The sequence below is a fragment of the Halolamina salina genome (genome assembly GCF_054653455.1).
Genome location: NZ_BAAIGE010000002.1, coordinates 1,257,029 through 1,282,007, shown reverse-complemented (window position 1 = coordinate 1,282,007; position 24,979 = coordinate 1,257,029). Strand labels below are relative to the sequence as shown.

At 68.6% G+C, this 24,979-nt stretch carries 27 protein-coding genes and 1 tRNA gene; 11 read left to right on the top strand and 17 right to left on the bottom strand.

All coding sequences use genetic code 11. The features are described from left to right. Positions 1 to 43 precede the first annotated feature (43 nt). The 3 genes from ACYQZ5_RS07065 to ACYQZ5_RS07055 form a co-directional block, all read right to left on the bottom strand. On the bottom strand, positions 44 to 856 hold the full coding sequence (locus ACYQZ5_RS07065) for an ABC transporter permease (RefSeq protein WP_459845614.1): 813 nt from the start codon (positions 854 to 856) through the stop codon (positions 44 to 46). After that, entirely contained in the window at positions 853 to 1,788 is a 936-nt protein-coding gene (locus ACYQZ5_RS07060) for an ABC transporter ATP-binding protein (protein WP_379732796.1), read from the bottom strand. Before ACYQZ5_RS07060 ends, ACYQZ5_RS07065 begins: the two co-directional genes overlap by 4 nt. Positions 1,789 to 1,913: 125 nt before the next feature. Beyond that, positions 1,914 to 3,224: an outer membrane protein assembly factor BamB family protein gene (locus tag ACYQZ5_RS07055; RefSeq protein ID WP_459845611.1), complete on the bottom strand. Its 1,311-nt coding sequence runs from the start codon at positions 3,222 to 3,224 to the stop codon at positions 1,914 to 1,916. 120 nt (positions 3,225 to 3,344) lie between these two features. Here ACYQZ5_RS07055 and ACYQZ5_RS07050 point away from each other — a divergent pair, with 120 nt between their 5' ends. Beyond that, complete coding sequence (locus ACYQZ5_RS07050) at positions 3,345 to 3,815, top strand: DUF5793 family protein (protein ID WP_379733027.1); 471 nt, start codon at positions 3,345 to 3,347, stop codon at positions 3,813 to 3,815. Positions 3,816 to 4,538: 723 nt separating this feature from the next. Here the strand turns inward: ACYQZ5_RS07050 and pdxS are convergent. Further along, on the bottom strand, positions 4,539 to 5,447 hold the full coding sequence (pdxS, locus tag ACYQZ5_RS07045; protein WP_379732522.1) for a pyridoxal 5'-phosphate synthase lyase subunit PdxS: 909 nt from the start codon (positions 5,445 to 5,447) through the stop codon (positions 4,539 to 4,541). 165 nt (positions 5,448 to 5,612) lie between these two features. Between pdxS and ACYQZ5_RS07040 the strand changes: the two genes are divergently transcribed. Then, entirely contained in the window at positions 5,613 to 6,368 is a 756-nt protein-coding gene (locus tag ACYQZ5_RS07040; RefSeq protein WP_379732521.1) for a DUF1405 domain-containing protein, read from the top strand. On the opposite strand, the gene ACYQZ5_RS07035 is transcribed toward ACYQZ5_RS07040, so the two are convergent. The 6 genes from ACYQZ5_RS07035 to ACYQZ5_RS07010 all read right to left on the bottom strand — a co-directional run bounded on the left by ACYQZ5_RS07035 (position 6,365) and on the right by ACYQZ5_RS07010 (position 12,358). Further along, complete coding sequence (locus tag ACYQZ5_RS07035) at positions 6,365 to 7,342, bottom strand: isocitrate/isopropylmalate dehydrogenase family protein (RefSeq protein WP_459845608.1); 978 nt, start codon at positions 7,340 to 7,342, stop codon at positions 6,365 to 6,367. The genes ACYQZ5_RS07040 and ACYQZ5_RS07035 overlap by 4 nt on opposite strands. After that, entirely contained in the window at positions 7,339 to 8,013 is a 675-nt protein-coding gene (gene leuD / locus ACYQZ5_RS07030; RefSeq protein ID WP_379732031.1) for a 3-isopropylmalate dehydratase small subunit, read from the bottom strand. Before leuD ends, ACYQZ5_RS07035 begins: the two co-directional genes overlap by 4 nt. Beyond that, positions 8,010 to 9,437, bottom strand: a complete 1,428-nt coding sequence (leuC, locus tag ACYQZ5_RS07025) for a 3-isopropylmalate dehydratase large subunit (RefSeq protein WP_379732032.1) — start codon at positions 9,435 to 9,437, stop codon at positions 8,010 to 8,012. Before leuC ends, leuD begins: the two co-directional genes overlap by 4 nt. Beyond that, the gene (locus ACYQZ5_RS07020; protein WP_379732033.1) at positions 9,434 to 9,784 is read right to left on the bottom strand and encodes a DUF7989 family protein; all 351 of its coding nucleotides are present in this window, start codon (positions 9,782 to 9,784) and stop codon (positions 9,434 to 9,436) included. Before ACYQZ5_RS07020 ends, leuC begins: the two co-directional genes overlap by 4 nt. Positions 9,785 to 9,789: 5 nt before the next feature. After that, the gene (gene ilvC / locus ACYQZ5_RS07015; RefSeq protein ID WP_379732034.1) at positions 9,790 to 10,824 is read right to left on the bottom strand and encodes a ketol-acid reductoisomerase; all 1,035 of its coding nucleotides are present in this window, start codon (positions 10,822 to 10,824) and stop codon (positions 9,790 to 9,792) included. 340 nt (positions 10,825 to 11,164) lie between these two features. Then, positions 11,165 to 12,358, bottom strand: a complete 1,194-nt coding sequence (locus ACYQZ5_RS07010; protein ID WP_459846599.1) for a LeuA family protein — start codon at positions 12,356 to 12,358, stop codon at positions 11,165 to 11,167. A 177-nt stretch (positions 12,359 to 12,535) separates the two neighbouring features. On the opposite strand from ACYQZ5_RS07010, the gene ilvD reads away from it, so the two are divergent. The 3 genes from ilvD (at position 12,536) to ACYQZ5_RS06995 (ending at position 16,071) form a co-directional block, all read left to right on the top strand. Further along, complete coding sequence (gene ilvD / locus ACYQZ5_RS07005; protein WP_379818675.1) at positions 12,536 to 14,281, top strand: dihydroxy-acid dehydratase; 1,746 nt, start codon at positions 12,536 to 12,538, stop codon at positions 14,279 to 14,281. Positions 14,282 to 14,350: 69 nt separating this feature from the next. Next, positions 14,351 to 15,625 carry a HEAT repeat domain-containing protein gene (locus tag ACYQZ5_RS07000; protein ID WP_459845605.1) on the top strand — a complete coding sequence of 425 codons (1,275 nt, stop codon included), beginning with the start codon at positions 14,351 to 14,353 and terminating at the stop codon, positions 15,623 to 15,625. Between the two features lie 68 nt (positions 15,626 to 15,693). Further along, positions 15,694 to 16,071 (top strand): DUF7522 family protein, encoded by a 378-nt coding sequence (locus ACYQZ5_RS06995; protein WP_379732450.1) that lies wholly within the window; start codon positions 15,694 to 15,696, stop codon positions 16,069 to 16,071. Between the two features lie 6 nt (positions 16,072 to 16,077). Here the strand turns inward: ACYQZ5_RS06995 and ACYQZ5_RS06990 are convergent, their stop codons facing one another. After that, the gene (locus ACYQZ5_RS06990) at positions 16,078 to 16,812 is read right to left on the bottom strand and encodes a protein sorting system archaetidylserine synthase (RefSeq protein ID WP_459845603.1); all 735 of its coding nucleotides are present in this window, start codon (positions 16,810 to 16,812) and stop codon (positions 16,078 to 16,080) included. 91 nt (positions 16,813 to 16,903) lie between these two features. On the opposite strand from ACYQZ5_RS06990, the gene ACYQZ5_RS06985 reads away from it, so the two are divergent. Then, a complete protein-coding gene (locus tag ACYQZ5_RS06985) occupies positions 16,904 to 17,350 on the top strand; it encodes a plastocyanin/azurin family copper-binding protein (RefSeq protein ID WP_379732656.1) in 447 nt (148 codons plus the stop codon). 113 nt (positions 17,351 to 17,463) lie between these two features. On the opposite strand, the gene ACYQZ5_RS06980 is transcribed toward ACYQZ5_RS06985, so the two are convergent. Genes ACYQZ5_RS06980 through ACYQZ5_RS06965 form a run of 4 tightly spaced genes read right to left on the bottom strand, consistent with a single transcriptional unit; the run spans position 17,464 to position 19,915 of the window. Beyond that, positions 17,464 to 18,093, bottom strand: coding sequence for a 30S ribosomal protein S3ae (locus ACYQZ5_RS06980; protein ID WP_379732657.1), 630 nt, complete (start codon positions 18,091 to 18,093; stop codon positions 17,464 to 17,466). Beyond that, positions 18,090 to 18,332, bottom strand: a complete 243-nt coding sequence (locus tag ACYQZ5_RS06975; protein WP_053948061.1) for a KEOPS complex subunit Pcc1 — start codon at positions 18,330 to 18,332, stop codon at positions 18,090 to 18,092. Before ACYQZ5_RS06975 ends, ACYQZ5_RS06980 begins: the two co-directional genes overlap by 4 nt. After that, entirely contained in the window at positions 18,329 to 19,447 is a 1,119-nt protein-coding gene (locus tag ACYQZ5_RS06970; RefSeq protein ID WP_459845600.1) for an exonuclease RecJ, read from the bottom strand. Before ACYQZ5_RS06970 ends, ACYQZ5_RS06975 begins: the two co-directional genes overlap by 4 nt. Further along, positions 19,448 to 19,915, bottom strand: coding sequence for a 30S ribosomal protein S15 (locus ACYQZ5_RS06965; protein ID WP_379730438.1), 468 nt, complete (start codon positions 19,913 to 19,915; stop codon positions 19,448 to 19,450). 347 nt (positions 19,916 to 20,262) lie between these two features. Here ACYQZ5_RS06965 and ACYQZ5_RS06960 point away from each other — a divergent pair, with 347 nt between their 5' ends. From ACYQZ5_RS06960 to ACYQZ5_RS06945, 4 genes are all read left to right on the top strand, one after another. Further along, positions 20,263 to 20,445 (top strand): hypothetical protein, encoded by a 183-nt coding sequence (locus ACYQZ5_RS06960; RefSeq protein ID WP_379730439.1) that lies wholly within the window; start codon positions 20,263 to 20,265, stop codon positions 20,443 to 20,445. A 124-nt stretch (positions 20,446 to 20,569) separates the two neighbouring features. Beyond that, positions 20,570 to 20,641: transfer RNA gene (locus tag ACYQZ5_RS06955), tRNA-Ala, on the top strand. Between the two features lie 478 nt (positions 20,642 to 21,119). After that, a complete protein-coding gene (locus tag ACYQZ5_RS06950; protein WP_379730440.1) occupies positions 21,120 to 22,535 on the top strand; it encodes an SIS domain-containing protein in 1,416 nt (471 codons plus the stop codon). 8 nt (positions 22,536 to 22,543) lie between these two features. Continuing rightward, positions 22,544 to 23,218 carry a class I SAM-dependent methyltransferase gene (locus ACYQZ5_RS06945; protein WP_459845596.1) on the top strand — a complete coding sequence of 225 codons (675 nt, stop codon included), beginning with the start codon at positions 22,544 to 22,546 and terminating at the stop codon, positions 23,216 to 23,218. Positions 23,219 to 23,246: 28 nt separating this feature from the next. On the opposite strand, the gene ACYQZ5_RS06940 is transcribed toward ACYQZ5_RS06945, so the two are convergent. Next, positions 23,247 to 23,789 (bottom strand): hypothetical protein, encoded by a 543-nt coding sequence (locus ACYQZ5_RS06940; RefSeq protein WP_379730442.1) that lies wholly within the window; start codon positions 23,787 to 23,789, stop codon positions 23,247 to 23,249. A 132-nt stretch (positions 23,790 to 23,921) separates the two neighbouring features. After that, complete coding sequence (locus tag ACYQZ5_RS06935) at positions 23,922 to 24,341, bottom strand: hypothetical protein (RefSeq protein ID WP_379730443.1); 420 nt, start codon at positions 24,339 to 24,341, stop codon at positions 23,922 to 23,924. Between the two features lie 417 nt (positions 24,342 to 24,758). Between ACYQZ5_RS06935 and ACYQZ5_RS06930 the strand changes: the two genes are divergently transcribed. Next, complete coding sequence (locus tag ACYQZ5_RS06930) at positions 24,759 to 24,944, top strand: DUF7333 family protein (RefSeq protein ID WP_379730444.1); 186 nt, start codon at positions 24,759 to 24,761, stop codon at positions 24,942 to 24,944. Positions 24,945 to 24,979: the final 35 nt, after the last annotated feature.

The window sequence follows — 24,979 nt, the reverse complement described above, 5'->3', positions numbered from 1 at the left end:
CGCCGCGGGCGCTCGTGGTCGGTCGGGGGCGACGACCGGGGCATCAGCCCAACTCGGCCGTCCGGAACCGCCAGTAGCCGATCGTGGGGACGGCGACACCCCACAGGAGCAGCATCTCGAGGCCGAACCACGGGACGGCGTCGGCTGCACGGGCGGCTCCCCCCGGCGCGAACGCCAGCTCCATCGCCTCCAGATACGCGCCGACCGGGCTGAGTGCGGTGACGAGTGCGGCGTCGCGCGCCGACACCGTCAGCCCGACGACGCCGCCGACCGCCTCGACGGCGTCGACGACGTAGCCGCTCCCGACCAGCCACAGCACGTCGCCGACGACGTAGAACCCGGCCGCGAGGCTCATCGCGCGGGCCCGCGACGCCGCGACCGCCGACAGCCCAACCGCGACCGCGGCGTTGGCGAGCGCGAACACGGTCGAAATCGCGACGAACCGAGCGAAGACGCCGGGATCGACCGAGCCGAACGTGGCGATCGCCAGCCCGAGCGCGACCGCGAAGCCGGCGCCGAGGCCCAGCACGACGGTCACCCCCCGCGAGAGGAGCTTCCCGGCGACGACCGCAAGCCGGCTGTCGGGGAGGCCGAGCCGGTAGGTGATCGTCCCGTCCTCGCGCTCCCCGGCGATCGCGAGGTAGCCCGCGACGATGCCCACCACCGGGAGCACGACGGCGGTGACGCCCGTGACCCCGACGAGCAGTTGGGTCGCGCTCGTGATCTCGCTCGTGGCTCCCGAAACGACGAGCAGGACGGTGAACAGCGCGTAGGCCACGACGACGCCCCAGAGCAGCCGCGATCGACGCACGTTCAGGAAGTCGTGCCGGGCGATCCGGAGCACGCTCCCCCTCACGCGTCCACCTCCGGCGGGCGGGCGTCGGCGGCGCCGTCGGCCGCCGTGACCGTCTCGAACAGGTCGTCGAGCGAGGCGTCGTCGATCGTCACGTCCCGGATCGTCGTCGTCGCGGCGACGCGGCTGATGACCGTCGCCTTGGCCGTCGGCTCCGTACAGGTCACTCGTAGCTCCGAGCCGGTCGCCGTGGCCGCCGAGACGCCCGGCACGTCGAGGAGGTCGGCCTCGGGCTCGCCGTCGACCTGTAGCGTCACCGTCGACTCGGTCCGGAGCGTCTCCCGGAGGCCGTCGACGGTGTCGACCGTCGCGAGCCGGCCGTCGCGCAGGATCCCGACCCGGTCACAGACCGCCTCGACCGCCGGGAGGAGGTGGCTGGAGAAGAACACGGTCGTGCCGTCGGCGGCCTCCTCGCGGACCAGCCTGCGGACGTCCGCCATCCCAGATGGGTCCAGCCCGGAGGACGGCTCGTCGAGGATCAACAGGTCCGGGTCGCCGACCAGCGCGATCGCCAGCGCGAGCCGCTGCTGCATCCCCTTCGAGTACCCACCGGCCCGGCGGTCGCGTGCCGCCGGCTCCAAGCCGGTCCGGTCGAGCAGCGCGTCCGGGTCGTCGTCGGCGCCCTTCGCCGCGATCGCGTAGTCGAGGTGCTCCCTCGCGGTCAGTCGGTCGTACGTGCTGTACCCCTCCGGGAGGATGCCGATCCGGCGGCGGAGCTCGCGTGACTCGGAGCGAACGTCGTGACCGAGGACGCGGCCGCTCCCCGCCGTCGGCCGGACCAGCCCCAGCAGGATGTTGATCGCCGTCGACTTCCCGGCGCCGTTGGGACCGAGGAAGCCGAACACCTCCCCCTCCCGGACCGTGAGGTCGAGACCGTCGAGCGCCACCACGTCGCCGTAGCGCTTCGTCAGATCGTGCGTTTCGATCGCTGCCATCGTTGGCGTCGACTCGTTGGCCCGGCCCCATAACCCGGGCCGCACGGTTTCAGAACCAGAAACCGCGAGCGGCGGCGGTGACGCGTGCCGTCGGTGCCAGCCGGCGGACCGACGGGCGTCGACGATCACGTAAGCGCGTGGACGCCGGCGGCGTCGCCGTAGTAGACGCGGTCGCCGGCCAGCGCGAGCGGGTAGCTCCCGTAGGACGCGCCAGGCTCGACGGTCCACAGCCGCTCGCCGGTCGCGGCGTCGAACGCGCGGAGCACGCCCGACTCGGCCGCTGGCTCGCCGCCGGAACACGTCTCTTCGGCTGCCCTCTCCGTCGCCGGGGTTCCGTCCGACTCTCCCCCATCACCTTCGGAGACGCAGACGCTCGGCGATCCGGGGTGGGCGCCGCCGGCGACGACGACGTCGCCGCCGACGGCCGGTGCCCCGAGCAGTTCGCCGTCGTCGTGCCACTGTTCGGTCCCCGTCTCGCGATCCAGCGCGACCACCGAGGACGCCAGCGGGTCGAGCGTCGCGTGGTAGGGAACTCCGTAGACGCGCTCGTCGTCGACCGCGAGCGCGCTCACGCCGCTCCAGTCGTACGGCGCCACCCAGCGTTCGTCGTCCGTCATGCGGTGGAACTGCCGCGCGGTCGCGTCGAGGTCGGCGACGCTGTCGCCGAACTGGCCGAGGTAGAACGCGCCGTCGACCAGCGTCGCCGAGACGATCTCCGGGTACCACCCCGGCTCGAGCGCCTCGACGACTCGGGGTGTAGGGTCCCGGAACAGCCCGTTCTCAGCCTCCCCAGGGGCGAGAAAGCGGACGCGGTCGCCGGTCACGACCCCTACGTGGCTGTCGTCGGCGACGAGCCGGGGGTAGCGAGCGGTGTCGATCCGCCAGCGCTCCGCGCCGGAGTCGGCGTGGAGTCCCCGGAGCCGTTCCCGCTCGGTGACGTACACCGTCCCGTTGGACTCGAACACCGCGCCCGGCTCCAGCCCGTCGGGACCGCGCCAGATCTCGTCGCCGGCGGTGTCGAGCGCGACCAGCGTGTCCGCGCTCACGTACAGCCGCCCCTCGACGAACGCGAGGCCGCCGCCGAACTCGACGCGCCACCGCTCGGTGCCGTCGAGCGCGACCGCGACTGTCGCTTCCTCGGAACTCGCGTAGATTGAGTCGGGACCGACGACGACCGAGGAGACGACGCCCGGGAGCGGGGCCGACCACTCGGTCGTCGGCGTCGATCGCGGCGGGGCGGCGTCGGGGTTGTGACGCGTGTTCCGCGCGCCGTAGTCCTCGGTCGGCCACGTGTCGGCGGGCGGGGACGTTCGGTGGTCGATCCGGCGCTGTGCGGCGTCCTGTGCCGGATTCGATCGACCGAGACAGCCGGCGCTTCCGAAGGCGCCGGCGGCGGCGCTCGCCCGGAGGAAGCGGCGACGGGAGCGGGAGACCATACCCCACGCTCCGGTCCGACAGCACTTCGTTCCAACGCCCGGCTGTCGGGAGCGGAGTGGCTCACGAACGCATACGGGCGTTACGGTTTTAGGTGCCCGTCGCTAACTGTCCAGTATCGAATGAGGCGCGACTACTTCGAGCTAGACGTGACGAACGTCGACTGGGCGGAAGACGGTGGTGAGCCCGCCCAGCCGCTGGTCGAGATCGACTTCAGTGGGCCGGGGGAGACGCTCCGGGAGCGCCTCAGCGACGCCGACGGCGATCTGCTCGACGGCGAGGACGTCGACGTGGCGTTCCGACTGCAGGACGAACTCGGGAGCGACGACGTGGTCCCCGGAGTCGTCGCCGTCACGAACCGCGTGACCGGGGAGTACGTCCTCGAACTCAACGAGGAGTCCGACGACGTGCTGCGGTTCATCGAGGCGGCCCGGGCGTACGTCGACGCCGAGGAGGAGGGCGGCTACCGCGTCATCGTCTCCATCGACGGCGACGAGATGGTGGAGTACGAGAAGGAGACGTTCCTGGTGTACGACGCCGACGGGGAGTTCCTGCGAGAGCGGAGCCTCATCCCGCCGGGCGTCGAGCTCTGAGTTTTTGCGGGAGAGGGATGTTTTCGGGTCGGTAGTGGTGTTTTCGGGAGAAGCTTGTGAGCAGTCGGGATAGGGTAGAGTTCGTTCGGATTCTGGACATTGTGGAAATTCTGGATCTGTTGGGCTGTTTCGACGTTCTCTCGGTTCTGGACTGGAGACGCGGAGTTTGTTTGCTTCAGGACGAACAGGACCGCGGAGTTCGCTGCCTCTACGACGAACAGGACCGCGGGGTGAGCATGTCCACTTGTGACCGCACCGCCCCGCACAGCCCACAGACCTCCCCAGCCGACTCGTTCCTTCGCTGTCGCTCAGTCACTAGTCCCTCGCGCGCTCGTTCGCGCACGGAGGCGTCGTGCGGGCGACCCAAGCGTCGCCCGCACGGCCAGCGAGACCTTCGGTCTCGCCCTGCTCACGTCGCGCGCCACCGCCGCCGCGGTGCGGTCGCGGTGGACGCCTCGCCGGCGCCAACGGCGCCGGCGGGGGGAGGGGTGGGGACTCGGCGCTGCGCCGTCGACGAGAGCGAAGCTCTCGTCTGCCAATCAGAAATCTCTGATTTCTGATGGCGGGCCTTGTGCCCGGCGCACGGCGGTCGCAAGTGGTCTAGCACCGAGATGCTGTTGCGGTCGCTGTCCCGGTAGCCAACGCAATCGAGTGTCGCCGCAGAGTTGCAGCCAATCCCAACACCGATACCAAGTACGACAAAAAGAACCGAAAACTACCTACCTAATTCCCGCGGCCCTGCAGCTTCTCCTCCTCGGGCAGATCCACGTTCGACTCGCCCTTCATGCCGCCGCCCACGTCGGAGGCGATCTCCAGCAGCGCCTCGGGGTCGTCCCAGTTGTTGACCGCTTCGACGATCGCGCTGCCCATCTTCTCGGGGTTCTCCGCGCCGAAGATCCCCGAGCCGACGAAGATGCCGTCGCAGCCGTGGTACATCATCAGCGCGGCGTCGGCGGGCGTCGCGATCCCCCCGGCCGCGAAGTTGACGACGGGCAGCCGGCCGAGGTCGGCCGTCTCGTGGACCAGTTCCCGCGGCGCCTCGTGCTCGCGGGCCCACATCTCCCGTTCCTCGTAGTTCATTCCCTCGAGCTTGCGGATCGCGCTCTTGATGTTGCGCTGGTGGTGGACCGCCTGATTCACGTCGCCGGTGCCGGCCTCGCCCTTGGTGCGGATCATTGCCGCGCCCTCGTCGATGCGCCGGAGCGCCTCGCCGAGGTTGCGCGCGCCGCAGACGAACGGGGCGGTGAAGTCCCGCTTGTCGATGTGGTACTTCTCCTCGGCGGGGGTGAGCACCTCGCTCTCGTCGACCATGTCCGCGCCGGCGGCCTCCATGATCTCGGCCTCCTTCCGGTGGCCGATCCGGACCTTCCCCATCACCGGGATCGAGACCTCGTCGGTGATCTCCGCGATCTCGGCGGGGTTGGCCATCCGGGCGACACCGCCGCGCTTGCGGATGTCCGCCGGGACGGCTTCGAGGTGCATCACCGCGACGGCGCCGGCGTCCTCGGCGATCCGGGCCTGCTCGCGGTTCACCACGTCCATGATGACGCCGCCTTTCTGCATCTTCGCGAAGCCGCGCTTCACGAGGTCGGTGCCCCGTTTGAGCTCCTCGATGTCGTCCACTTCGTCCATACCCACACTTGCGGCGGGCGGGACTTAAGGGGGGTGGCTTCGGCCCGTTCGCCCGCGAGTCGACGCCGACGACCCACATCGGCACCGGCAGCCCTTTGCCATCGCTGCCGGTTTGCCCGCACCGTCACCGGCAGCCCTTTGCCACCGCCGGTCTGTCGCCCCAGTATGACTCTACCGGGCCTGCTCCCCCGCTCGCGCCTGCCCGACCGCGACGCGCTGCCGCGCTGGCTCGCACCGCTCCCCCGAGCGGTCGAGGATTTCGGGCTGCGCGCGGTGTGGCTCGTCGTCGTCACCAACCTCCTCGGCACCGCCTTCGGCTTCTGGTACTACGGCGTCCACCCCCTTCCCCTGTCGGACCCGCTGATAACTGGCCAGCTTGCGGCGGAGCCGGCGGCGTTCTGGCCGCTCGTGCCGGACAGCCCCGTCGCGACGCTGTTCATCGCGCTGGCGTTCGGCGCGTGGGCGCTGGGTAGCGCGAACGAGTACCTCTCGGCGCTCGCGTTCTTCGGCTGCTGGAAGCTCGGGCTCTGGACGCCGTACGTGCTGCTCGTCTTCTCTGACTCGTTCCGCGCGGTCAACCCCCTGCCGATGTACCTGTTCCTCCTGTTCAGCCACCTCGCGATGGTGGTGCAGGCGTTCGTCCTCCACCGCATCTCCGACTTCCCGGTCCGGGCCGTCGCCGTCGCGGTGCTGTGGTACGGCCTGAACGACCTCGTTGACTACTTCGTCCCGGTGCTCGGCACCCCCCACCACACGCTCATCCCCGGGCAAACTATCGGGGTCGACGGCTTCTTCACCCACCCGCCGGAGATCCACGCACTCGCGGCCGCCGGCGCGGTCGTGCTCACGCTGACGGCGACGGTCCTTACGCTCGCGACGCGAGTGAAGAAGCTGGAACTGCGCGCGAACGTGAGTCGTTAGAGCCGCCGGATCACGGCGTCGGCCACTTCGTCGGTCGACGCCGTGCCGCCGAGATCCGGCGTCCGCGGCCCGCCTTCCAGCGTGCGCTCGACCGCCGAGCGAACGTCGGCGGCCGCGTCCTCGTGACCGAGACTGTCGAGCAGCATCGCCGCGCTCAGGATCGCCGCCGCGGGGTTGGCGACGCCCTCGCCGGCGATATCGGGCGCGGTGCCGTGGACCGGCTCGAACAGCCCGTTCTCGGCGCCGACGTTTGCGGACGGCAGCAACCCCAGCCCGCCAACGAGTCCGGCGGCGAGGTCGGAGAGCACGTCGCCCGCGAGGTTCGGGCAGACGATCACGTCGTACGCCGTCGGGTCGAGCAGCAGCTTCGTCGCCAGCGCGTCCATCAGTTCGGTCCCGTACTCGGCGCCGCGTTCCTCGGCGACGGCGTCGACCGCGTCGAGGAACTGCCCGTCCGTGACGCGCATCACGTTCGCCTTGTGCGTGACCGTCACGTCCGCGCCACGCTCGTCGGCGTACTCGAAGCCGAACTCGGCGATTCGGCGGGAGGCGGACTCGGTGATCACGCGGGTGAGCGTCGTCACGCCCTCGCCGAGATCGCTCTCGTGGCCCGCGTAGACTCCCTCCGTGTTCTCCCGGACGAACACGAGATCCGTCTCCGGCCGGAGCGCGTCGACGCCGGGGTACGCGCGGGCGGGCCGGACGTTCGCGAAGCTGCCGACCGCCTCCCGGAGCGGGAGGATCACGTCGGCCGCCGTCTCGCCGGCCGCGCCGAACAGCGTCGCGTCGGCGGCCTCGACGGTCTCGACGGTCGGTTCGGGCAGGGGGGTCCCCCGCTCCTCGGCGACCGCGTCGCCGGCCTCGGCGTGCCGGACGGTGAACTCCGGATCCACGGCCTCCAGCACCCGAACCGCGGCGGGGACGACCTCCTGCCCGATCCCGTCGCCGGGGATCACGGCGATCTCGTCGGTCATCGGTCGGTGTAGGGCAGCGAGGCGGCCGTCTCCGCGACCGCCTCGGGGTTGGCGCCGAGCAGCGCGGTGGTGTCCCACTCGCCCGCGACGAGCGACTGGCGCTGTGCCGAGTCGACCGCGGCGTCGATCTCGCGGCCGTCGTAGCGCACCGTCTCGTCGGCCACGTCGACGGTGATCTCCGTGTCAGGATTGGCGTCGATATGGTCCTGCAGCGCCTCGATCGCCTCGCTGTCGGCAGTCACGGTCGGGATTCCCAGCGCGAGACAGTTACCCGCGAATATCTCCGCGAACGACTCGCCGACGATGGCGTCGATCCCCCAGCGCGCGAGCGCCTGCGGCGCGTGCTCCCGGGAGGAGCCACAGCCGAAGTTGGCGTTGACCACCAGCACGTTCGCGTCCCGGAAGCGCTCGTCGTTGAACGGGTGGTCAGTGGGCTGTTCGGCGACCTCGCGCTCGGCGGCCAGCCCGTCGCCGCCCGCGTCGGGACCGGTGTTCTCGTAGCGCTGATCGAAGAACGCGAACTCCCCGAGCCCCTCGAAGGTGAGCACCTTCAGGAACCGCGCGGGGATGATCTGGTCGGTATCGATATCGTTCCCGCGCACGGGGACGCCCGTCCCCTCGACGCGCTCGATCGCGGGTACGTCGACGGGATCGCCGTCCTTCCGGGTCACCGCGCCACCTCCGGCGCGGCGTCGAGTTCGCGCACGTCGGTCACCTCGCCGGTCACCGCGGCGGCGGCGACCATCTCGGGGCTCATCAGGACCGTCCGGCCGTCGGCGCTGCCCTGCCGGCCGACGAAGTTCCGGTTCGAGGAGGAGGCACAGACCTCGTCCCCGACGAGCTGGTCGTCGTTCATCCCGAGACACATCGAGCAGCCCGCGCCGCGCCACTCGAACCCCGCCTCGCGGAAAATATCGTCCAGCCCCTCGGCCTCGGCGGCGGCTTTCACGCGCTGGCTTCCCGGGACGACGAGACCCCGCACGCCGTCGGCAAGCTCTCGTTCTGCGACGACTTCGGCGGCCGCACGCAGGTCCGAGAGCCGCGCGTTCGTACAGGAGCCGAGAAACGCCACGTCGACCGGGAACCCCGCCATCGGCTCGCCGGGCGTGACGCCCATGTGTTCCTGTGCCCGCTCGGCGACCGCGCGGTCCTCGGGCGGGAGATCGGCGGGATCGGGAACCGGCTCCGAGATGCCGACCGTCTGGCCGGGCGTCGTCCCCCACGTCACCGTCGGCTCGATCTCGCTGGCGTCGATCGTCACCACGTCGTCGTAGGTGGCGTCCTCGCCCGAGCGGATCGACTCCCAGTACTCCTTTCGCTCGGCGAATTTCTCGGGATCGTCGGCGAACGCGTCCGTCCCGGCCATCCACTCGTAGGTGGTCTCGTCGGGGTTGACGTAGCCCGCACGGGCGCCGCCCTCGATCGACATGTTGCAAACGGTCATCCGGCCGGCCATCGACAGCGACTCGACCGCCGGGCCGCCGTACTCGTACACGTAGCCGACGCCGCCGTCGGTGCCGAGCGCGCCGATGATCGTCAGAATCAGGTCCTTCGCGGTGACGCCCTCGCCGAGCTCGCCCGTCACCTCGATCCGGCGGACCGCCTGCTTCTCCATCGCGACGGTGCCGGTCGCGAGCACGTCCCGGATCTGGGAGGTGCCGATCCCGAACGCCAGCGCGCCGACGGCGCCGTGGGTCGCGGTGTGGGAGTCGCCGCAGACGACGGTCATCCCCGGCTGGGTCAGCCCCTGTTCCGGGCCGACGACGTGGACGATCCCCTGTCGGCCCGTCTCGGGGTGGTCGAACAAGAGGCCGGCGTCGGCGACGTTTGCCTCCAGTTCGGCCATCATCGACTCCGCGGCCTCGTCGTCGTAGGGGCGCTCGCGGTCGTCCGTCGGGACGATGTGGTCGGCGGTGGCGTGGGTCCGTTCGGGGTACGCCACGTCGAGGTCGCGCTCCTCGAGCATCCCGAACGCCTGCGGGCTCGTCACCTCGTGGATCAGGTGGAGGCCGACGAACAGCTGGTCCTGCCCGCTGGGGAGCCGCCGGACGCGGTGGCGGTCCCACACCGCGTCGTACAGCGTCCCCTCGCTCATACGGCCTCCTCGTCGGCTCCCTCCTCTGTGTCGGCCGCCGTTTCGGACTCGTCGTCGCTCGCTCCCTCGCGGTCGACGCCGCGAACGTACGCGTCGTTCGCTTCGGGGGCGTCCTCGCGGGGCGTGTGGTCCACGTCGCCCATCGGCTCCGGATCGTCGTCGCGCTCCTCGGGGGCCTCGCCGCCGTCGACCATCGCGACCGTCCCCCGCTGGAACACCTGCGAGTCGCCGAAGCTCTCCCCGGTCGTGGGGTTGGTGTGGCTCACCTCGCTCATCGTCCGCCGGCTGGTCTCTCGTCGGTTCGTCTCGTCGCGCCGTCGGCTCGTAGTGTCGGTGTGTCGGGTCATCGGTCTCAGTCGTCCGCTGGGGTGTTGGCTGGCTCCCGGTTCTCCTCGGCATCGCTCCAGGCGAACAGCGCGCGGAGCTCCTCGCCCACCTCCTCGATCTCGTGGTTCTTCTCGGCGGCGCGGCGCTGGCCGTAGGACGGCCGGCCCGCCCGGTTCTCGGTGATCCACTCCGTCGCGAACTCGCCGTTCTGGACCTGCTCCAGCACGGTCTCCATCTGCTCGCGGGTGTGATCGTCGACGACCACTTCGCCGCGGGTGATGCCGCCGTACTCGGCGGTGTCGGAGACGGAGTCCCACATCCCGCCCATCCCGCCCTCGTACAGCAGGTCGACGATGAGCTTCAGCTCGTTCAGGCACTCGAAGTACGCCATCTCCTCGCTGTATCCGGCGTCGGTCAGCGTCTCGTACCCCGCCTTCACGAGTTCGGTGACGCCGCCACAGAGCACCGCCTGCTCGCCGAACAGGTCGGTCTCGGTCTCCTCGCGGAACGTGGTCTCGATCACGCCCGCGCGAGTGCAGCCGATCGCGTCCGCGTACGCGAGCGCCTCCTGTCTCGCCTCGCCGGTCGCGTCGCGGTACACCGCGATCAGTCCGGGCGTCCCCTCGCCGTCGGTGTACTGCCGGCGGACGATGTGGCCCGGCCCCTTCGGCGCGACCATCGTCACGTCGACGTCCTCGGGCGGCTCGATCTGGTCGTAGTGGATGTTGAAGCCGTGGGCGAACTGGAGCGTGTCGCCGGCGTCCAGTTCGGGCGCGATGTCGTCGTACACGTCCGGCTGGACGTTGTCCGGGACGAGCATCGACACCACGTCGGCGGCCGCCGCGGCCTCCGTCGGCGTCGCGACGGTGAGGCCGTCCTCGCGGGCGGCGGTCCGGGAGGCCGACCCCTCGCGCAGGCCGACGATCACGTCGATCCCGCTGTCCGCGAGGTTCTGTGCGTGTGCGTGGCCCTGACTGCCGTAGCCCAGCACCGCGACCGTCTTCGGTTCGATGTAGCTGTGCGTCGCGTCCTCGTCGTGGTAGATCGTGTTCTCTGTCATCGGTGGTCGGCGCCGGAGGCGCCGTTGGTCTGCGGCTGGTCGTCGTGTCGTTCCGCTCGGTCGTCGCGCCGGGATGGTGCCGCGGCGCGCGCTGACTCGCTCGTCGTGTGACTGCAGGCTCGCCGGTCGAGTGCTGCGACGGTCGGTGGAGAAGTGGTGGCTGTAGGGGTCAGACCCCTACGATGACGAGCGAGACGCTGACGCCGAGCGAACCGGTGTGGCGTCGACGCGTCATGGCCGGAGCGATGACACCGACCGTGATAACTCTTTCCGCGCCACGTCACACCGTGGCACGATCGCGAGCGCCGCGGCTGGCGCGGCGCGCCGTCGCGGGGAGCCATCAGGCCGGCCCCTCCGGGACGCGTTCGCGCTCGCGGTCGACGTCGTGTGCTGCGGCGACGGCTTCGAGCGTCTCGGCGGTGATCTCGTCGCCGTCGGCGCCGCGGTCTTTCACCTCGCGGGTGACCGCCCGGACCTGCTCGTCGGTCGGGTCGTAGCCCGCCTCGCGCAGGCGCTCGCGGACGGAGTGGGTGCCCGTGTGCTTGCCCAGCACCAGCTCGCGCTCGGCGCCGACCATCTCCGGCGTCATCACGCCAGGCTCGAACGTCGCCGCGTTCTCGATGACGCCCGCGGCGTGGATGCCGGACTCGTGGGCGAAGGCGTTCTCGCCGACGATCGGCGCGTTGGCTGGCTGGTCGACGCCGCTGCGCTCCTCGACCGTGCGGGCGAGGCCGGTGATCGCGGTGGTGTCGATCCCGGTGTCGGCGCCGTAGACGCTCTCTGCGGCCATGACGACCTGTTCGAGCGCGGCGTTGCCGGCGCGCTCGCCGATGCCGCCGACGGAGACCTGCGCCTGCTCGGCGCCGGCCTCGAAGCCGGCGAGCGCGTTCGCGCTCGCGAGTCCGAAGTCGTCGTGGGTGTGTACGTCGATGCGGGCGTCCGTGTGCTCCTTGACCGTCCGGATCAACTCGGCGAACCGCCCGGGGGTCGCGACCCCGCAGGTGTCCGGGACGTTGATCCAGTCGACGCCCACGTCGGAGACCGCCTCGACCACTTCGGCGAGGTAGTCGGGATCGGTCCGGGTGGCGTCCATCGGGGAGAACATCACGTCTACACCGGATTCGGCGGCGCGTTCGACGCTCTCGACCGAGCGCTCGATCACGGCCTCGCGGCTGGCGTGCATCGAGTCCTCGATCTGGACGTCGCTGGTCGACGCGAACACGTGGACCAGATCGACGCCGGCGTCGAGCGCGGCCTCGACGTCCTCCTCGACGACGCGAGCCAGCCCGCAGACCGTCGTGTCGGCGGCCGACGCGACGTCGCGGACCGCCGTGAACTCCGCGTCGGAGTTCACGGGGAAGCCCGCCTCGATCACGTCGACGCCGGCGCTGTCGAGTGCGGCGGCTATCTCGCGTTTGTCGTCGTAGGAGAACGAAGTCCGGGGCGACTGTTCACCGTCTCGCAGGGTGGTGTCGAAGATCCGAGCCGTGGCGAACTCGGGATCAGTTCTCAGCGTGCCCTGGGAGAACTCGATCCGCCGGGGTTTCCGACGCTCCCTCGGTGTCGTGAGACATTGCGTCCCACGCTACTTGGTGGCACTTGATAAAGCTGCCGGCGAGAACCATCACGATTAATAGGGCGTGTTACGTAGATGAAATGTTACGCACCACACCCGGAACGGAGTTAAGTGCCCCCGGGCGTGGGTAGTGGTATGAGTCGCCAAGACACGCGAGGCGGGGAGGGAGACAGCGCCGGGGAGAAGCCCCCCAATCTGCGGAGCCGCGAGGTGACTGAGGGGCCGGAGCGCGCGCCGCATCGCTCGATGTTCCGCGCGATGGGGTTCGACGACGACGACCTCGCCTCGCCGATGGTCGGCGTCGCCAACCCCGCGGCGGACGTGACGCCATGTAACGTCCACCTCGACGACGTGGCCGACGGCGCGATCGACGGCGTGGACGACGCCGGGGGGATGCCGATCGAGTTCGGCACGATCACGATCTCCGACGCCATCTCGATGGGGACCGAGGGGATGCGCGCGTCGCTGATCTCGCGGGAGGTGATCGCCGACTCCGTCGAACTGGTGGCGTTCGGCGAGCGCCTCGACGCGCTGGTGACGGTCGCGGGCTGTGACAAGAACCTCCCCGGGATGCTGATGGCCGCGATCCGGACCGACCTCCCGAGCGTGTTCCTCTACGGCGGCTCGATCCTCCCCGGCCAGCACGAGGGCCGGGACGTGACCGTCCAGCACGTGTTCGAGGGCGTCGGCACGTACGCGCAGGGGGAGATGAGCCGCGAGGAGTTGGACGAGCTGGAGCGAAACGCTTGCCCCGGCGCGGGCTCCTGCGGCGGGATGTTCACCGCGAACACGATGGCCTCGATCAGCGAGGCGCTCGGACTCGCGCCGCTGGGCAGCGCCTCCCCGCCCGCGGAGAGCGAGGGCCGGACCCGCGTGGCCGAGCGCGCGGGCGAACTCGCGCTCGACGCCGTCGAGAACGACCGCAAGCCCTCCGACATCCTCACTCGCGCGTCGTTCGAGAACGCGATCGCGGTGCAGGTCGCGATGGGCGGCTCGACGAACGCAGTGCTCCACCTGCTCGCACTCGCAGGGGAGGCGGGGATCGACCTCTCGATCGAGGATTTCGACGAGATCAGCCGCCGCACCCCCAAGATCGCGAACCTCCAGCCCGGCGGCTCGCGGGTGATGAAGGACCTCCACGACGCGGGCGGCGTGCCGGTCGTGATCCGCCGGCTGGTCGAGGCCGGCCTGTTCGACGGCGACGCGATGACCGTCACCGGCCGGACGGTCTCGGAGGAACTGGAGACGCTCGACCTCCCCGCCGACAGCACGCTCGACGAGACGGACTTCCTCCGGCCCGTCGACGACCCGTTCCACGAGGAGGGCGCGATCAAGATCCTGAAGGGAAACCTCGCGCCCGACGGCGCCGTCCTCAAGGTCACCGGCGAGGATCAGTTCCACCACGAGGGGCCGGCGCGCGTCTTCGAGAGCGAGGAGGACGCGATGAAGTACGTGCAGGAAGGAGGGATCGAGTCGGGCGACGTGATCGTGATCCGCAACGAAGGCCCGCGCGGCGGCCCGGGGATGCGCGAGATGCTGGGCGTCACCGCGGCCGTCGTCGGCCAGGGCCACGAAGACGACGTGGCGATGGTGACTGACGGGCGGTTCTCGGGCGCGACCCGCGGGCCGATGATCGGCCACGTCGCCCCGGAGTCGTTCGTCGGCGGCCCGCTCGGCGCGCTCGAGGACGGCGACCACGTCACGATCGACATCCCCGAGCGCAGCCTCGACGTGGCCCTCCCCGAGGAGGAGATCGAGGCCCGGCTCGACGACCGGGAGCGACCCGACCCGTCGTACGCCGGCGGCGTGCTCGGGAAGTACGGCGCGCAGTTCGGCTCGGCAGCCGACGGCGCGGTCACCAACCCCGGGCTGGAGCGGTAGTCCCGCTTCGGCCGCCTCGGAGCGCTCGGAAGGGAAACGCCTTAATCAGTTTCGGACCCACTCACACGTATGACTGACGAGGAGGAGCCGACCGAGGCCGAGGAGGAGGCGCTCCAGCTCTCCGCGGAGGAGATGGAGTCACGCCTCGACGAGGCGAGCGAGGCACTCGAGGCGGCCGAGACGGAGGCCGACCTCGACGACGTCGAGGCCACCGTCGACCGCGTCGCCGAGGCGTTCGAGACTGCCGAGTTCGACGAGGACGACGAGACGGCCGAGGAGATCGAAGGCCAGATCGACGAGCTCCGCGAGGGGATCGAGGAGCAGCGCGGCCCCTACGCCGAGGACGTGCTCGAGGATATCGAGGCGGCCCAGACGAAGCTCACCGAGACGCGCTGGACCGCGAACGGCACCCCGGCGACGCAGGCGGCGGTCGACGCCTACCTCGACGCCGCGGGCGACGCGCTCGACACCGAGTTCGGCAGCGCCGAGGACGAAGAACCCGAGGCGCTCGCCCACGAACTCGACGCCGTCGCCGACGCGATCGAGGACGCCGAACTCGACCCCGACGCGGACGCCGACACGCTCGCCGCGCTGGTCGAGGCGACCGACGAACTGGACTCCGGGCTGGAGGAGGCCGAGGAGTGGGACGACCTCGAGACGAACGAACAGCTCCGGGCGGAGGGGTTCTACGACGTGCTCGGCCACTACAAGGACTACCCCGTCGAGTGGGCCGCGCTGAAGGAGCACGAACAGCAGGGCAACGTCGAGCAGGTGCTCCGCGCGCTCGACGCGCTGGACTCGGAGTTCATGGAGCGCCACTGCATGGAGACGCTGACCCGGATGGGCGACCCGGCCGCGTTCGACGAGATGCACGCCCGCGCCCAGAAGCGTGACAAGCCCGGGATCGAGGCGCTCGGGAAGATGGGTGCCGGCGCCGAGGACGCCGTCGACACGCTGCTTGAGTACGTCGACGAGGACTCGGACCCGCAGCTCCAGAAAGTCACGTTCCGCGCGCTGGGCGAGATCGGCAGCGAAGAGGCAACCCAGGCGCTCGCGAACAAGCTGGAGATGGACAACGACAAGGTCCGCCCGCTCGCGGCCCGCGCGCTCGGCCTGATCGGCGACACCCGCGCGATCGAGCCGCTCGCGGCCACGATCGAGGAGGACGAGGAGCGGACCGTCCGGACCGCCGCGGCGTGGGCGCTCCGACAGATCGGCACCCGTGAGGCGCTCGAAGCGGTCGCCGAGTACGAGGACGCCCGAGAGTACACGCTGCAGGCCGAGGCCGAGAAGGCCCGCGAAACGCTCGCAGCTGACGACGACGCGGCCGCCGCCGAGGCCTGACCCACCGCAGTACGGCCATTTCTACCGAAGAAGCGATCTATTAAGACCCCTACCCGCGAGGAGAACGTGTGAACGAACGGTACCAGGGGCTCGTCCGACTCGTCCAGGAGCAGGCCGGTGAGAACTTCCGCTCGGCGTTCCGCTACGACGAGGACGACTGGACCGCGCTGTACGTCCGTGAGGATCTCGCGACGCCCGACCTCCAGCAGGCGGTGCCGGCGCTTGCACGGCGCGCACGCGACGCCGAGCCGTTGATCCGCGAACGGGACTATCAGGGGCTCGGCCCCCAGCAGGCGTCGATCTCGCTCCACGCGAAGGCGGTACTGATTCACTTCCGCGAGGGCGAGGACGCCGGCGTCATCGTCACGCTGGACAAGGACGTGGCCCGGAACCTCGCCGACTTCGTCGCACGCTGTGAGGGTATTCTCGAGCCGTCGGCCGACTGACCACGGTCAGCGCCGCCAGTAGAGCACCGGCCCCAGGACGAGGTACGCGAGGGCGACGTACAGCAGGCCGAACGCGAAGCCGCGGCCGTACAGCCCCGGAAGCAGGACGGCGCCGGCCTGTACGACGCCCATCACCAGCGCGTCCTGCGCGTGGAGGTCGGGGTAGACCACGTCACAGAGCATCAGCGGCGTCAGAACCGCCGCGAGCGCGAGCAGGAAGCCGGCGTCGTGAAAGCCCATCAGCACGGTCCCGGCGCCGCGGTAGCCCGTGAGCACGATCGCGCCAAAGATCGTCGCCGCGAGCGTCGTCGGGACGCCGACGGTCTCGTCGCTGTCGGTGTCGTAGGCGGTGTACAGCCCCAGCCTCGTGACCGCGGCGGCGACGTACAGCGCGGGCACGACGACGCCGGCCAGCGCGAGTAAACTCTCCGTCGAGACGCCGGAGAGCAGCGCGGCCGGCGTCCCCCACTCCCGGCGCGCGACGACGGCAACGAGGGTCGCGGGTGCGACGCCGAAGGTGGCAACGTCGGCCAGCGAGTCGAGGTACGGGCCGGCCTCGGTGCCGCCGTACTTCCGGGCGACGACGCCGTCCAGCCCGTCGGCGATCGCGCCCAGCAGGACGATCCGGGCCGCGAGGCCGATGTCGACGGTCGCGGCGACGACCGCGAGAAAGCCCAGCGCGGCGTTCCCGACGGTGACGGCGTCGGCTGGACCGAGACGGCCGAGTGACCGCAAGCGCATGGGCGATTCGACACACGGCCGCGGTTTACGTGTTTACCTTCGGGGTGACGGAATCGCGTCGCCTAAACCGCTCCGGGACCGAGGCCGACCCATGGACCGCCGACGATATCTCGTCGCCGCGGGCACGGCTGCCGCGGTGAGTCTCGGGGGCTGTCTCGGCCTGACTCGCGACGAGAACACCGACTTCGACGTGGGGATGCGCCCGACCTCGTTCGACCCGCAGACGATCACCGTCGCCCCCGGCGAGGAGGTCGTCTGGGAGAACACGGGCACCCGCGACCACACGGTCACCGCCTACGAGGAGTCGCTGCCCGACGGCGCCGCCTTCTTCGCCTCCGGCGGCTACGAAAGCGAGGCGGCCGCCCGGGAGGCGTGGACGAACAGCACCGGCGGCGGGCTGAGCAACGGCGACCAGTTTACCCACACGTTCGAGATCCCCGGCGAGTACGACTACTTCTGTATCCCCCACGAGAGCGGCGGGATGGTGGGGAGAGTGATCGTCGAGGAGTCCACGCCGACGGCGACGCCGAGCGAGTAGGCGTCGACGCACCGATCGGCGACTGCACCGATGGCGTTCCAGCAGCGTGGCCGGCGCCGCCGCTCGCGATCGGTGAAAAAGACGAAAAGCGCGTGAATCCGCTGAAGCGAGGACTACTCCTCGATGTCCTCTTCCTCGACGTCGACAGAAGCCTCCTCCTCGGCCGCGACCTCCTCGGGTCGGGCCTCGAGGGTGAGCTTCTGGACCTCGACGCGGCGCAGCGGGTAGATCTCCTTGGCCTCGCCGTAGATGGCCGAGGAGACCCGGCCCTCGACGACGCTGTCGACCAGCTGCTCGAACGTGCGCTCGTCGGCGGCCTCCTCGACGATGTCGGTCATCACCGAGCGGATGGCCTGCTCCTGGGAGCGGTCGGCCTTCTGGGTCGTCAGCGCCACCGGCTGGATCTTGACGCGGTAGTCGTCAGTCGTCAGCAGCGTGACGGTGGCGGCGACCTTCGAGGCGCCGCGGCGCACCAGCGAGCGCAGGTAGTCCCGCGTGAGTTCGTACTTGATGAACTCGGTGTAGGCGGCGTCGCTGCCCACGTCGTCGATCTTGAACGTGAGCTTGCTGTTGTTCTGTCCCTGGTCGCCCTCCATCTCGCCCAGCGTGGTCTCGATGGTTCGGCCGACGACCTGGTTCGGTTCCTCCGCGACGGTCTCACCGATCTCGGCCCGGTCGAACTGCTCGGGCGCGAGCACGGTGTACCATCGTTTGCCTTCGATCTTGGTGGATGTCTCGCTCATGGTTGAGTGGTGTCCCGAGCCGTCTCGCAGACGGCGTCGGCGACGGTGAGGTTGACGACGTAGTCGTCGACGGAGGCGGCCAGCCCGCCGGCGTCCTCGCGGACGATGGCGGTCCGGACCGTGTCGCCGTCGACGGTCGTCGTCATCGCATCGGTGTTGTCGGGAGCGAGCGCGGCCGCCACCGTCCCCGCGTCGTCGTGGGTGGTGGCGATCGTCGCCTCGTGGCGATCCCCGCTCATAGCGCCTCCCGGAACGCGTCCGTGAACTGTTCGGTGTCGCTGTCGAAGCGCGCCCAGCCGGTCGTGTCCGTGCCGTGGCCCGTGCCGTCGACCGCGCGCGTGGCGGCCGCGACGGCGTCGTCGATCCCCGAGTCGCCGGCGGCGGCCGCGGCGCCGTCGGTCACGGCGAGCGCGACCGGCTCCGGCGAGTGGAACGCCAGCGCGAGGCGGGCGACCGCCGGCAGGACCGCGGGGTCGGCGTCCCCGAGATCGAGGAGCCAGACGCCGTGGTGCCGGCGGGTCGTCGCCGATCGCAGGCCGTCGTGGACCGCCGCGCCGTACTTGCGCCACGCCGCGAGCGCGGCATCGGTCGCCTCGTCGGAGCCCTCCTCCAGCGCCAGCGAGATGCCGGCAGCCGGGGCGGTCCGGGCGACCGCGTCCAGCACGTCGGCGTAGCCGCCGAGCGTGCGGAACGGCGCGTCGGGCGTGACGTACGGCCGGAGCGCGCGCTCGACCTGTGTCGCGGCGCGCTCGGTGGCCCCCTCGGCGGTCACCGTGTCGACGGCGACCAGCGAGGCGAGCCGGCGGTCGAACGCCTCGTCGCTGTCGGCATCGTCGCCGGCGTCGAGTTCGGCGACCAGCGCGGCCGCCGCGTCCTCGTCGCCCGAGAACGGGCCGTGCAGCAGCGTCGACGCCGCGAGCCCGGTCGGCACGTCCGCCGTCGGGAGTCCCAACCCGGGCTGTCGGTCGATCAACGCCGACTCGCGTGCGGCTTCGAGCGCCGCGTCGGCCGACTGGACGGTCTCGCCCGCGGCGATCGTGCCGGCGAGGGCGAGGACCGGGTCCGGATCGGCGCCGAGGTGGCGAGCCAGCTCGAACGCGGTCGGGCTCGCCGGTCGGTCGAGCGTCGCGTCGCCGTCGACGGCGGTCGGTCCGACCGTGACGGTGACGGCGTCCTCGGTGTCCGGCGCATCGTCGAGGCGGAGCTGGAACGGGGTGTCCGTCCCGGCACACGCCCGGGCGAGGAGGCCGGCAGCCGCGAGGCTGTCGCCGTCGCTGGCGGCGGCGACCCGAACGAACGGGGCCGCCGACAGGGTCTCGGCGAGTGGCTCCTCGACTGGGCGCGCTTTCGACATTTAGCCTTCGAGGATCTCTTCGGCGGTCTCGTAGTCGTACTCGAAGTCGGCGTCGAGCTCGTCGCCCTGGTAGTAGTTGACCAGGCGACGGATCTTGGACTCGGTGTTCTGCAGGGCGCGCTTGTTCTGGGCGTCCTGCGGGTTCCGGTCCATGTGCTTGCGCAGGCGGACTGCGCGCTCCATCAGGTTCCGCAGATCCTCGGGGAGGTCGGAATCGGCGTCGTTCTCCTCCAGGATCTCGGTGACTTTCTTCCCGGTCGCCAGTTTGACGTCCGGGATGGGCGTGCCCTTCACGCCCTCGTCGCGCAGTTTCAGGCCGATCTGACTGGGGTCGTGGCCCTGCTCTGCGAGTTCGACGACGCGGGATTCGATCTCCTCGGCGTCGACGTCGCTCCACTCCGGCGGCTCGTCTGCCACGGGGGCGTCCGAACCGGACGACCCGCGGCGGCGTGTATGCATTCGTGCCATTGTCTGAGTTGGAACGGCACTGACCGCGAAAAGACCGACTACACGTCGGTACACTTCCGCAATCCCAAGCTCGGTCGGTCCGAGCGAGTCAGATTTGCGGCCGTGCTGTTCCCATCGGGGAGTGGCCGGCGAGGGGCTTAATGGCTTTCCATCCGCGTCGACAGCGCCGGCCACCTGTCACTCGGTCGCATCCGGTTCCGAGAGAGAATTCGCTTGGGCGACTCTACAGACATGAAATAGCGGCAATATTGATGGAACAATTAGGTTTATTAATTACTGCAGCAACTGGTGTAGTAGTTGGCATAAGCCAACATACACCAATGAAAGCAACACTACTCAGATTCCTAGTGATCGTCTCGCTGCTCGGTCTCGCAGTCAGTGGTGGCGCCGTTGCTGCTCCTGCCGATGCCACGACCTCGGTGACGGAGTCGATCGAGGACCCGACGGTGGAGAGTTCCACCGACGAGGTCACGACGAACGGCTGTTACCAGATCGGGTTCGGCCAAGTTTCCTACATCCGCTGTCCGTGAAGCAGTAACGTTCGGTCGGGGGAGCCTACCCCCGACGTTGCGGTGCACCACCGACCGCGAGACAGCATCGAGATCAGTTTCGAAGCCCTTAATTACTGGACAGCGGTATCATCGAGTGCAGCGAGGGCTCGTAGATCAGTGGTAGATCATCCCCCTGGCACGGGGAAGGCCCGGGGTTCAAATCCCCGCGAGTCCACTCCTTTCGTTCCTTCCCTTCGCTCGCGAGACCCCCGCGAGTCCGCTCGAATTTTACCGGAGTGCAGAGGATCGCCCGTTCAGCTACCATCCAGAGCCGTGTTTTCGCCGGAATCGGTTTTCAGCAGACTCCATCTCCAGAGAGGTAGCTCCCCAGTGGAGTGTCGGGTCGCCGCCGTCTGGTCCTGTGCTCAGGGGACGGAGGTGCGCCGCGCTCGAAGAGGAGAGGTGTGAGCCATGCGCCGCGGTCGCTACCCAGGGGTCGACTTCGGCGCGTGCTCGTTCGAGGCCGCCTACTGTGTCCCTTGGCACGCTGCCGTCGGCGATATCACCTACATGCATTAAGCCGCTGAAGTCTGTCGGTTTCTCGCCGTATTACGGACCGACGACGACGGTAATCCGGCAGGGAAGAGAATTCGTGATCTCCTTTCAGGTAACAGTTATGTATGCGATCACAGTAGTGTGCGCCGGAGCACTGCATGCCGAACCTCACACTCCCGTTGGATCCGGACGTGTACGACTGGGTGGCTGCCCAAGCAGCCGAGAATAACCAGACGAAGGAGGCCTTTGCGGAGTCGCTCATCGAGGCTTGGTACCGACAGCAGTCGAGTCGCTCCGAACAGGTTCTCAGACACTTCAGAGAGGACCTAATTACCGGGCTCGACCCCGACGATCCGAACAGCATCTATCAGGGGATCCTCGACACCACCTGGGAGGCCCTCGTAGACGACGATCGTCGCACCCAGGTCCAAGACGCACTGCTGAATGCGGACGGAACCGTCTACCTCACCGGCCAAGGCTCCTCGCTTTCCGTCGCCTACTGGCTGGGTCAGTACCTCTCCTCGAAGGGGGTCGAGACGTACGTGGACACGACCGACCTCGTAGACGTCTCAGTCATCGGGCCCAGCGACACGCTCGTGGGAATCTCCCAGAGTGGCGAAACTTCGAGCGTCGTCAACACGGCGGAAGCCGCCGATGACGTGGGGGTGATGGTGGCGGTGTGCGAACCCGGATCCTCGTTGGTCGGGACCGCGGACGTTCACGTCCCCGTCGTTCCGATCGGAGATCCGCAGGACGAGGGAAGCATCGACCGTCACGTCGACGAATACGCGGTTAAGAGCCTCTACGCACAGCTCACGACGCTTCACACAGTCCTCGAGATGGGGGGTGCCCCCTCGAAGTCGGCCCTGCAGTCGCGGTTCGCGGACCTCTCGAGTTGGGTAAGCCAGCAGTTCTCCGAGACGGGGGGACTGACCAACGAGAGCGACTTCGCCCAAGTGGCTTCGGAGATTCAGGAGGATAGTGACGTCCCCGCTATCCGTCCGGCCGGCGACGCCGGCCAGGGTGGCGCCCAGATCGCGCCCATCGTCGCATCGCTCGGGGCTGGGCATGCCTACGGATACGAGATGGCGCTCAAACTCACAGAACTACTGCACGTGAACGCCGCCCACGAGGATGTCGGCTCCATCAAGGACCGGTTGCTCAACGTCCTCTACCAGAACCGCGGGTACCTCCTGACGATCATCCCACCGTCGGAGGACCCAGAAGTCAAGCAGCGCCGACTCGACTATCTCGACGGAAACTCTCACTCCATCAACAACATGCTGGCAACCGAACGGCGCTACCCACGTCCGTTCCGGCTCGTGATGCTCGCCTTCGGTGAACTCACCGAGGAGGAGGCCAGTCTCCGTGGCAAGGGGGCCTGGGGCCGGGCCGGAACTATCCAAGTCTCGCCCGACCTGAGCGGCGGTGTCGACTCTATCTCGTCGGCTCCGCTCCCGACACAGGATCTGTTCGTCTACGCGGCGCTGCACCTGTACGTCCTTGCGCTGCTGGAAGCCAGCGAAGAGCGGGCCGACGAACAACCGATCGACGAAACGTACCGCGATAACTAGTAAGATGTTTGCCCCGTGGCGAGAATCCACGAACAAGAACAATGAGCCCCGATGATTCTCTACAAGAGGAGTACTTCGACGAAAAGTTCGAGGAGGAGGACCCTTGGTCGTTCCGGAGTTCGAGCTACGAGCAGGAAAAGTACCGCCGGCAGACCCGAGTCGCCGAAGAGCGCCTTACGGACGTGGACCGCATCCTCGAGTTCGGCTGTGCAGAGGGGGCGCACTCGGAGATGCTGCTCGACCGGTTTCCTGACGCGGAGTTGCTCGGCATCGACGTCGCCGAGGACGCGGTCGAGCGTGCACGCGAGTCGGTCGGGGAGGAACGGGCGGAGTTCATCGCGGGTGACGCGGTCGAGCGTGTCGACGAGTTCGGTGGCGGCTTCGACTTGGTCGTCTGGAGTGAGACCATCTACTACATGGGCAACCAGCTTAGCGTCCCCGAGATGAACGAGTACATCCAGACTGTATTCGACTTGATGACCGACGGTGGACTCGTCGTGATGGCGAACATCATCGGCCAAGAGGGGAGCGAGGAGGACCGACTCACCCGACCCGAGGTCTTAGACGCGTACTACGGGATGCTCGGTGCACACGGCGAGGAAGTGAGTCGCGAGGTCTTCGTCGAAGCAAAATCGGAGTCGGGCGAGACCCACGAGTACGAGATCCGGGCCTTCCGGGCGTAAACTGGGCTCGCTCCTCAGGCACTCCGACTCAGAGCAACGCCCCAGCCAGCAGTTGCAGGCCGAATCCCAGTACTAGGAGGACTGCACCGACGCGCAGGAAGGTGCGTTCGATGATCTTATCGAGGAAATCCTGGATCTGCGGGCGGGTACCTTTGATGCGAACCACGGACGCGGTTTCTTCACTACCGATGTCGATAGTGTTGACCGTCCAGGGGCGGCTCTGATGCGAGAACTCCACGCTGGTCGCTTCCACCCCGTAGTTCTCTGCGATCTGTGCGGCTACGCGACTGAACGCGTCGTCCTCCGAGTTGAGGGTCGGGTTGTTCGGGATGTCCGTTTTGAGCCGCTCGACGGCTGCCAGGGAGCGGAACGGTTCGGATGGGATCGCCAACAAAGGGCTCTCGATCGCTCGTAAGTACGGTGCGAGCAGGACCAGCGCCCCGCAGAGGTCGAGAAACAGTCCGACTCTTTCCGGTGGAAAGAGGTAGAGTGCCGCCGCGAACGCGAGGCTTACTGCGACCCAGACAGCCGCATCCGACGACCGGTTCGGAATCTGGACGGAATCGAGCACATCGTCGTGGAGCGACCGCACCCACAATACGTTTCTGTCTCGTGAGGGTTACGACAGGCCCTACTTACGAACTCTCGCAGGCACCGCCTCAGCCGTCCTCCGGACGCGGTGCCGACGTCCGACCGTCGCCGATCAGAGACGCCGTTTCGTCTCTTCTGACGGATCCTTCACACCCACGTGTGCTCCCATCATGACGACCGAAGTCATCATGACCACCACCGGGAGTACCAGTAGTGGCGGTGTCGCCACGAACAGTACCGTGCCGATAAACGCGAGTACGAACCCTATGACTCCATGCAGTAGTCGGATCGATATCTGCCGGACGGACACGTACGTGTACACGTTCAGCGTCTCGAACGGTCCCCAGGAATCCCGATCCGGATGGTCGCGGATATCCGCCAGTGGAGCTAACAGTAGGACCGCTGTGTACATGCTCCAGACGAGTGCTCCGACGACCCACAGTACGGTGGCACCCAAAAACGAATCACCAACCAGTGGGATATCCGCGAAGACCGCGAAAATGGGTAACTGAGCGAGCAGTACGAGCAGCACCGCACTGAGAGTTGCCGTGCGTGAATCTTGGATCCGCTTCGATGTCGATACGAATTCCATAGGTGATGTACTGCGGTGTGAGTCAGACCTCTGCCACGATCGCCAGTTGGGTTTGGTCGATTCGGGTCTCTGTTTCAGCGCGGCGCGTTTGTACTAACGATGGCATCACCTGCGATGAATTTTTGCATTGCTGTCCCATCGCTGTTCCCGTTCTCTTGTTTCTCTCCGTCGGTTCCGGTGGTTCCTACGGCCGACTCAGCGAGCTGGTTCAAGTACATTCCTCGAGGGCGGCGGCCAAGACGATCCTGATGACGACGGCGCCGACGATTTCGATACAGCTCATCGGCGCGAACCCATCCTCAGCGTCCCTCCCTCCGCTTCCTCAACCGATTTGTTCGTTCAGCCACAACAGCCGCTATGGAGTTCGACTTCACGCGCTCGGTCGCCCCGCTCGTCGTGATCGTCGCTGTCGCGACGGTCGCGCTCACGTCGATGATGACCCCCTCGACGGTGTTCATGATGGTCCTGCCGTCGATGATCGTCTTCTCGGTCGTCGCGTTCTTCCTCGGACTGAAACACGGGGAGTTCCGCGCCCGTCAGTAGCGGAGAACGAGCGATCGACCCCACCGGTCGCGGGC

Excerpts from the sequence above, each read along its gene's own strand:
- ACYQZ5_RS07050 (WP_379733027.1), top strand. The coding sequence starts at position 3,345 with ATGAGGCGCGACTACTTCGAGCTAGACGTGACGAACGTCGACTGGGCG.
- ACYQZ5_RS07055 (WP_459845611.1), bottom strand. The coding sequence starts at position 3,224 with ATGGTCTCCCGCTCCCGTCGCCGCTTCCTCCGGGCGAGCGCCGCCGCC.
- ACYQZ5_RS06980 (WP_379732657.1), bottom strand. The coding sequence starts at position 18,093 with ATGAGCGAGACATCCACCAAGATCGAAGGCAAACGATGGTACACCGTG.
- ACYQZ5_RS06975 (WP_053948061.1), bottom strand. The coding sequence starts at position 18,332 with ATGAGCGGGGATCGCCACGAGGCGACGATCGCCACCACCCACGACGAC.
- ACYQZ5_RS07020 (WP_379732033.1), bottom strand. The coding sequence starts at position 9,784 with ATGACCCGACACACCGACACTACGAGCCGACGGCGCGACGAGACGAAC.
- ACYQZ5_RS06970 (WP_459845600.1), bottom strand. The coding sequence starts at position 19,447 with ATGTCGAAAGCGCGCCCAGTCGAGGAGCCACTCGCCGAGACCCTGTCG.
- pdxS (WP_379732522.1), bottom strand. The coding sequence starts at position 5,447 with ATGGACGAAGTGGACGACATCGAGGAGCTCAAACGGGGCACCGACCTC.
- ACYQZ5_RS07000 (WP_459845605.1), top strand. The coding sequence starts at position 14,351 with ATGACTGACGAGGAGGAGCCGACCGAGGCCGAGGAGGAGGCGCTCCAG.
- ilvD (WP_379818675.1), top strand. The coding sequence starts at position 12,536 with ATGAGTCGCCAAGACACGCGAGGCGGGGAGGGAGACAGCGCCGGGGAG.
- ACYQZ5_RS06985 (WP_379732656.1), top strand. The coding sequence starts at position 16,904 with ATGGACCGCCGACGATATCTCGTCGCCGCGGGCACGGCTGCCGCGGTG.
- ACYQZ5_RS07035 (WP_459845608.1), bottom strand. The coding sequence starts at position 7,342 with ATGACCGACGAGATCGCCGTGATCCCCGGCGACGGGATCGGGCAGGAG.
- ACYQZ5_RS06930 (WP_379730444.1), top strand. The coding sequence starts at position 24,759 with ATGGAGTTCGACTTCACGCGCTCGGTCGCCCCGCTCGTCGTGATCGTC.
- ACYQZ5_RS07040 (WP_379732521.1), top strand. The coding sequence starts at position 5,613 with ATGACTCTACCGGGCCTGCTCCCCCGCTCGCGCCTGCCCGACCGCGAC.
- ilvC (WP_379732034.1), bottom strand. The coding sequence starts at position 10,824 with ATGACAGAGAACACGATCTACCACGACGAGGACGCGACGCACAGCTAC.
- ACYQZ5_RS06965 (WP_379730438.1), bottom strand. The coding sequence starts at position 19,915 with ATGGCACGAATGCATACACGCCGCCGCGGGTCGTCCGGTTCGGACGCC.
- leuC (WP_379732032.1), bottom strand. The coding sequence starts at position 9,437 with ATGAGCGAGGGGACGCTGTACGACGCGGTGTGGGACCGCCACCGCGTC.
- ACYQZ5_RS06990 (WP_459845603.1), bottom strand. The coding sequence starts at position 16,812 with ATGCGCTTGCGGTCACTCGGCCGTCTCGGTCCAGCCGACGCCGTCACC.
- ACYQZ5_RS06950 (WP_379730440.1), top strand. The coding sequence starts at position 21,120 with ATGCCGAACCTCACACTCCCGTTGGATCCGGACGTGTACGACTGGGTG.
- ACYQZ5_RS07060 (WP_379732796.1), bottom strand. The coding sequence starts at position 1,788 with ATGGCAGCGATCGAAACGCACGATCTGACGAAGCGCTACGGCGACGTG.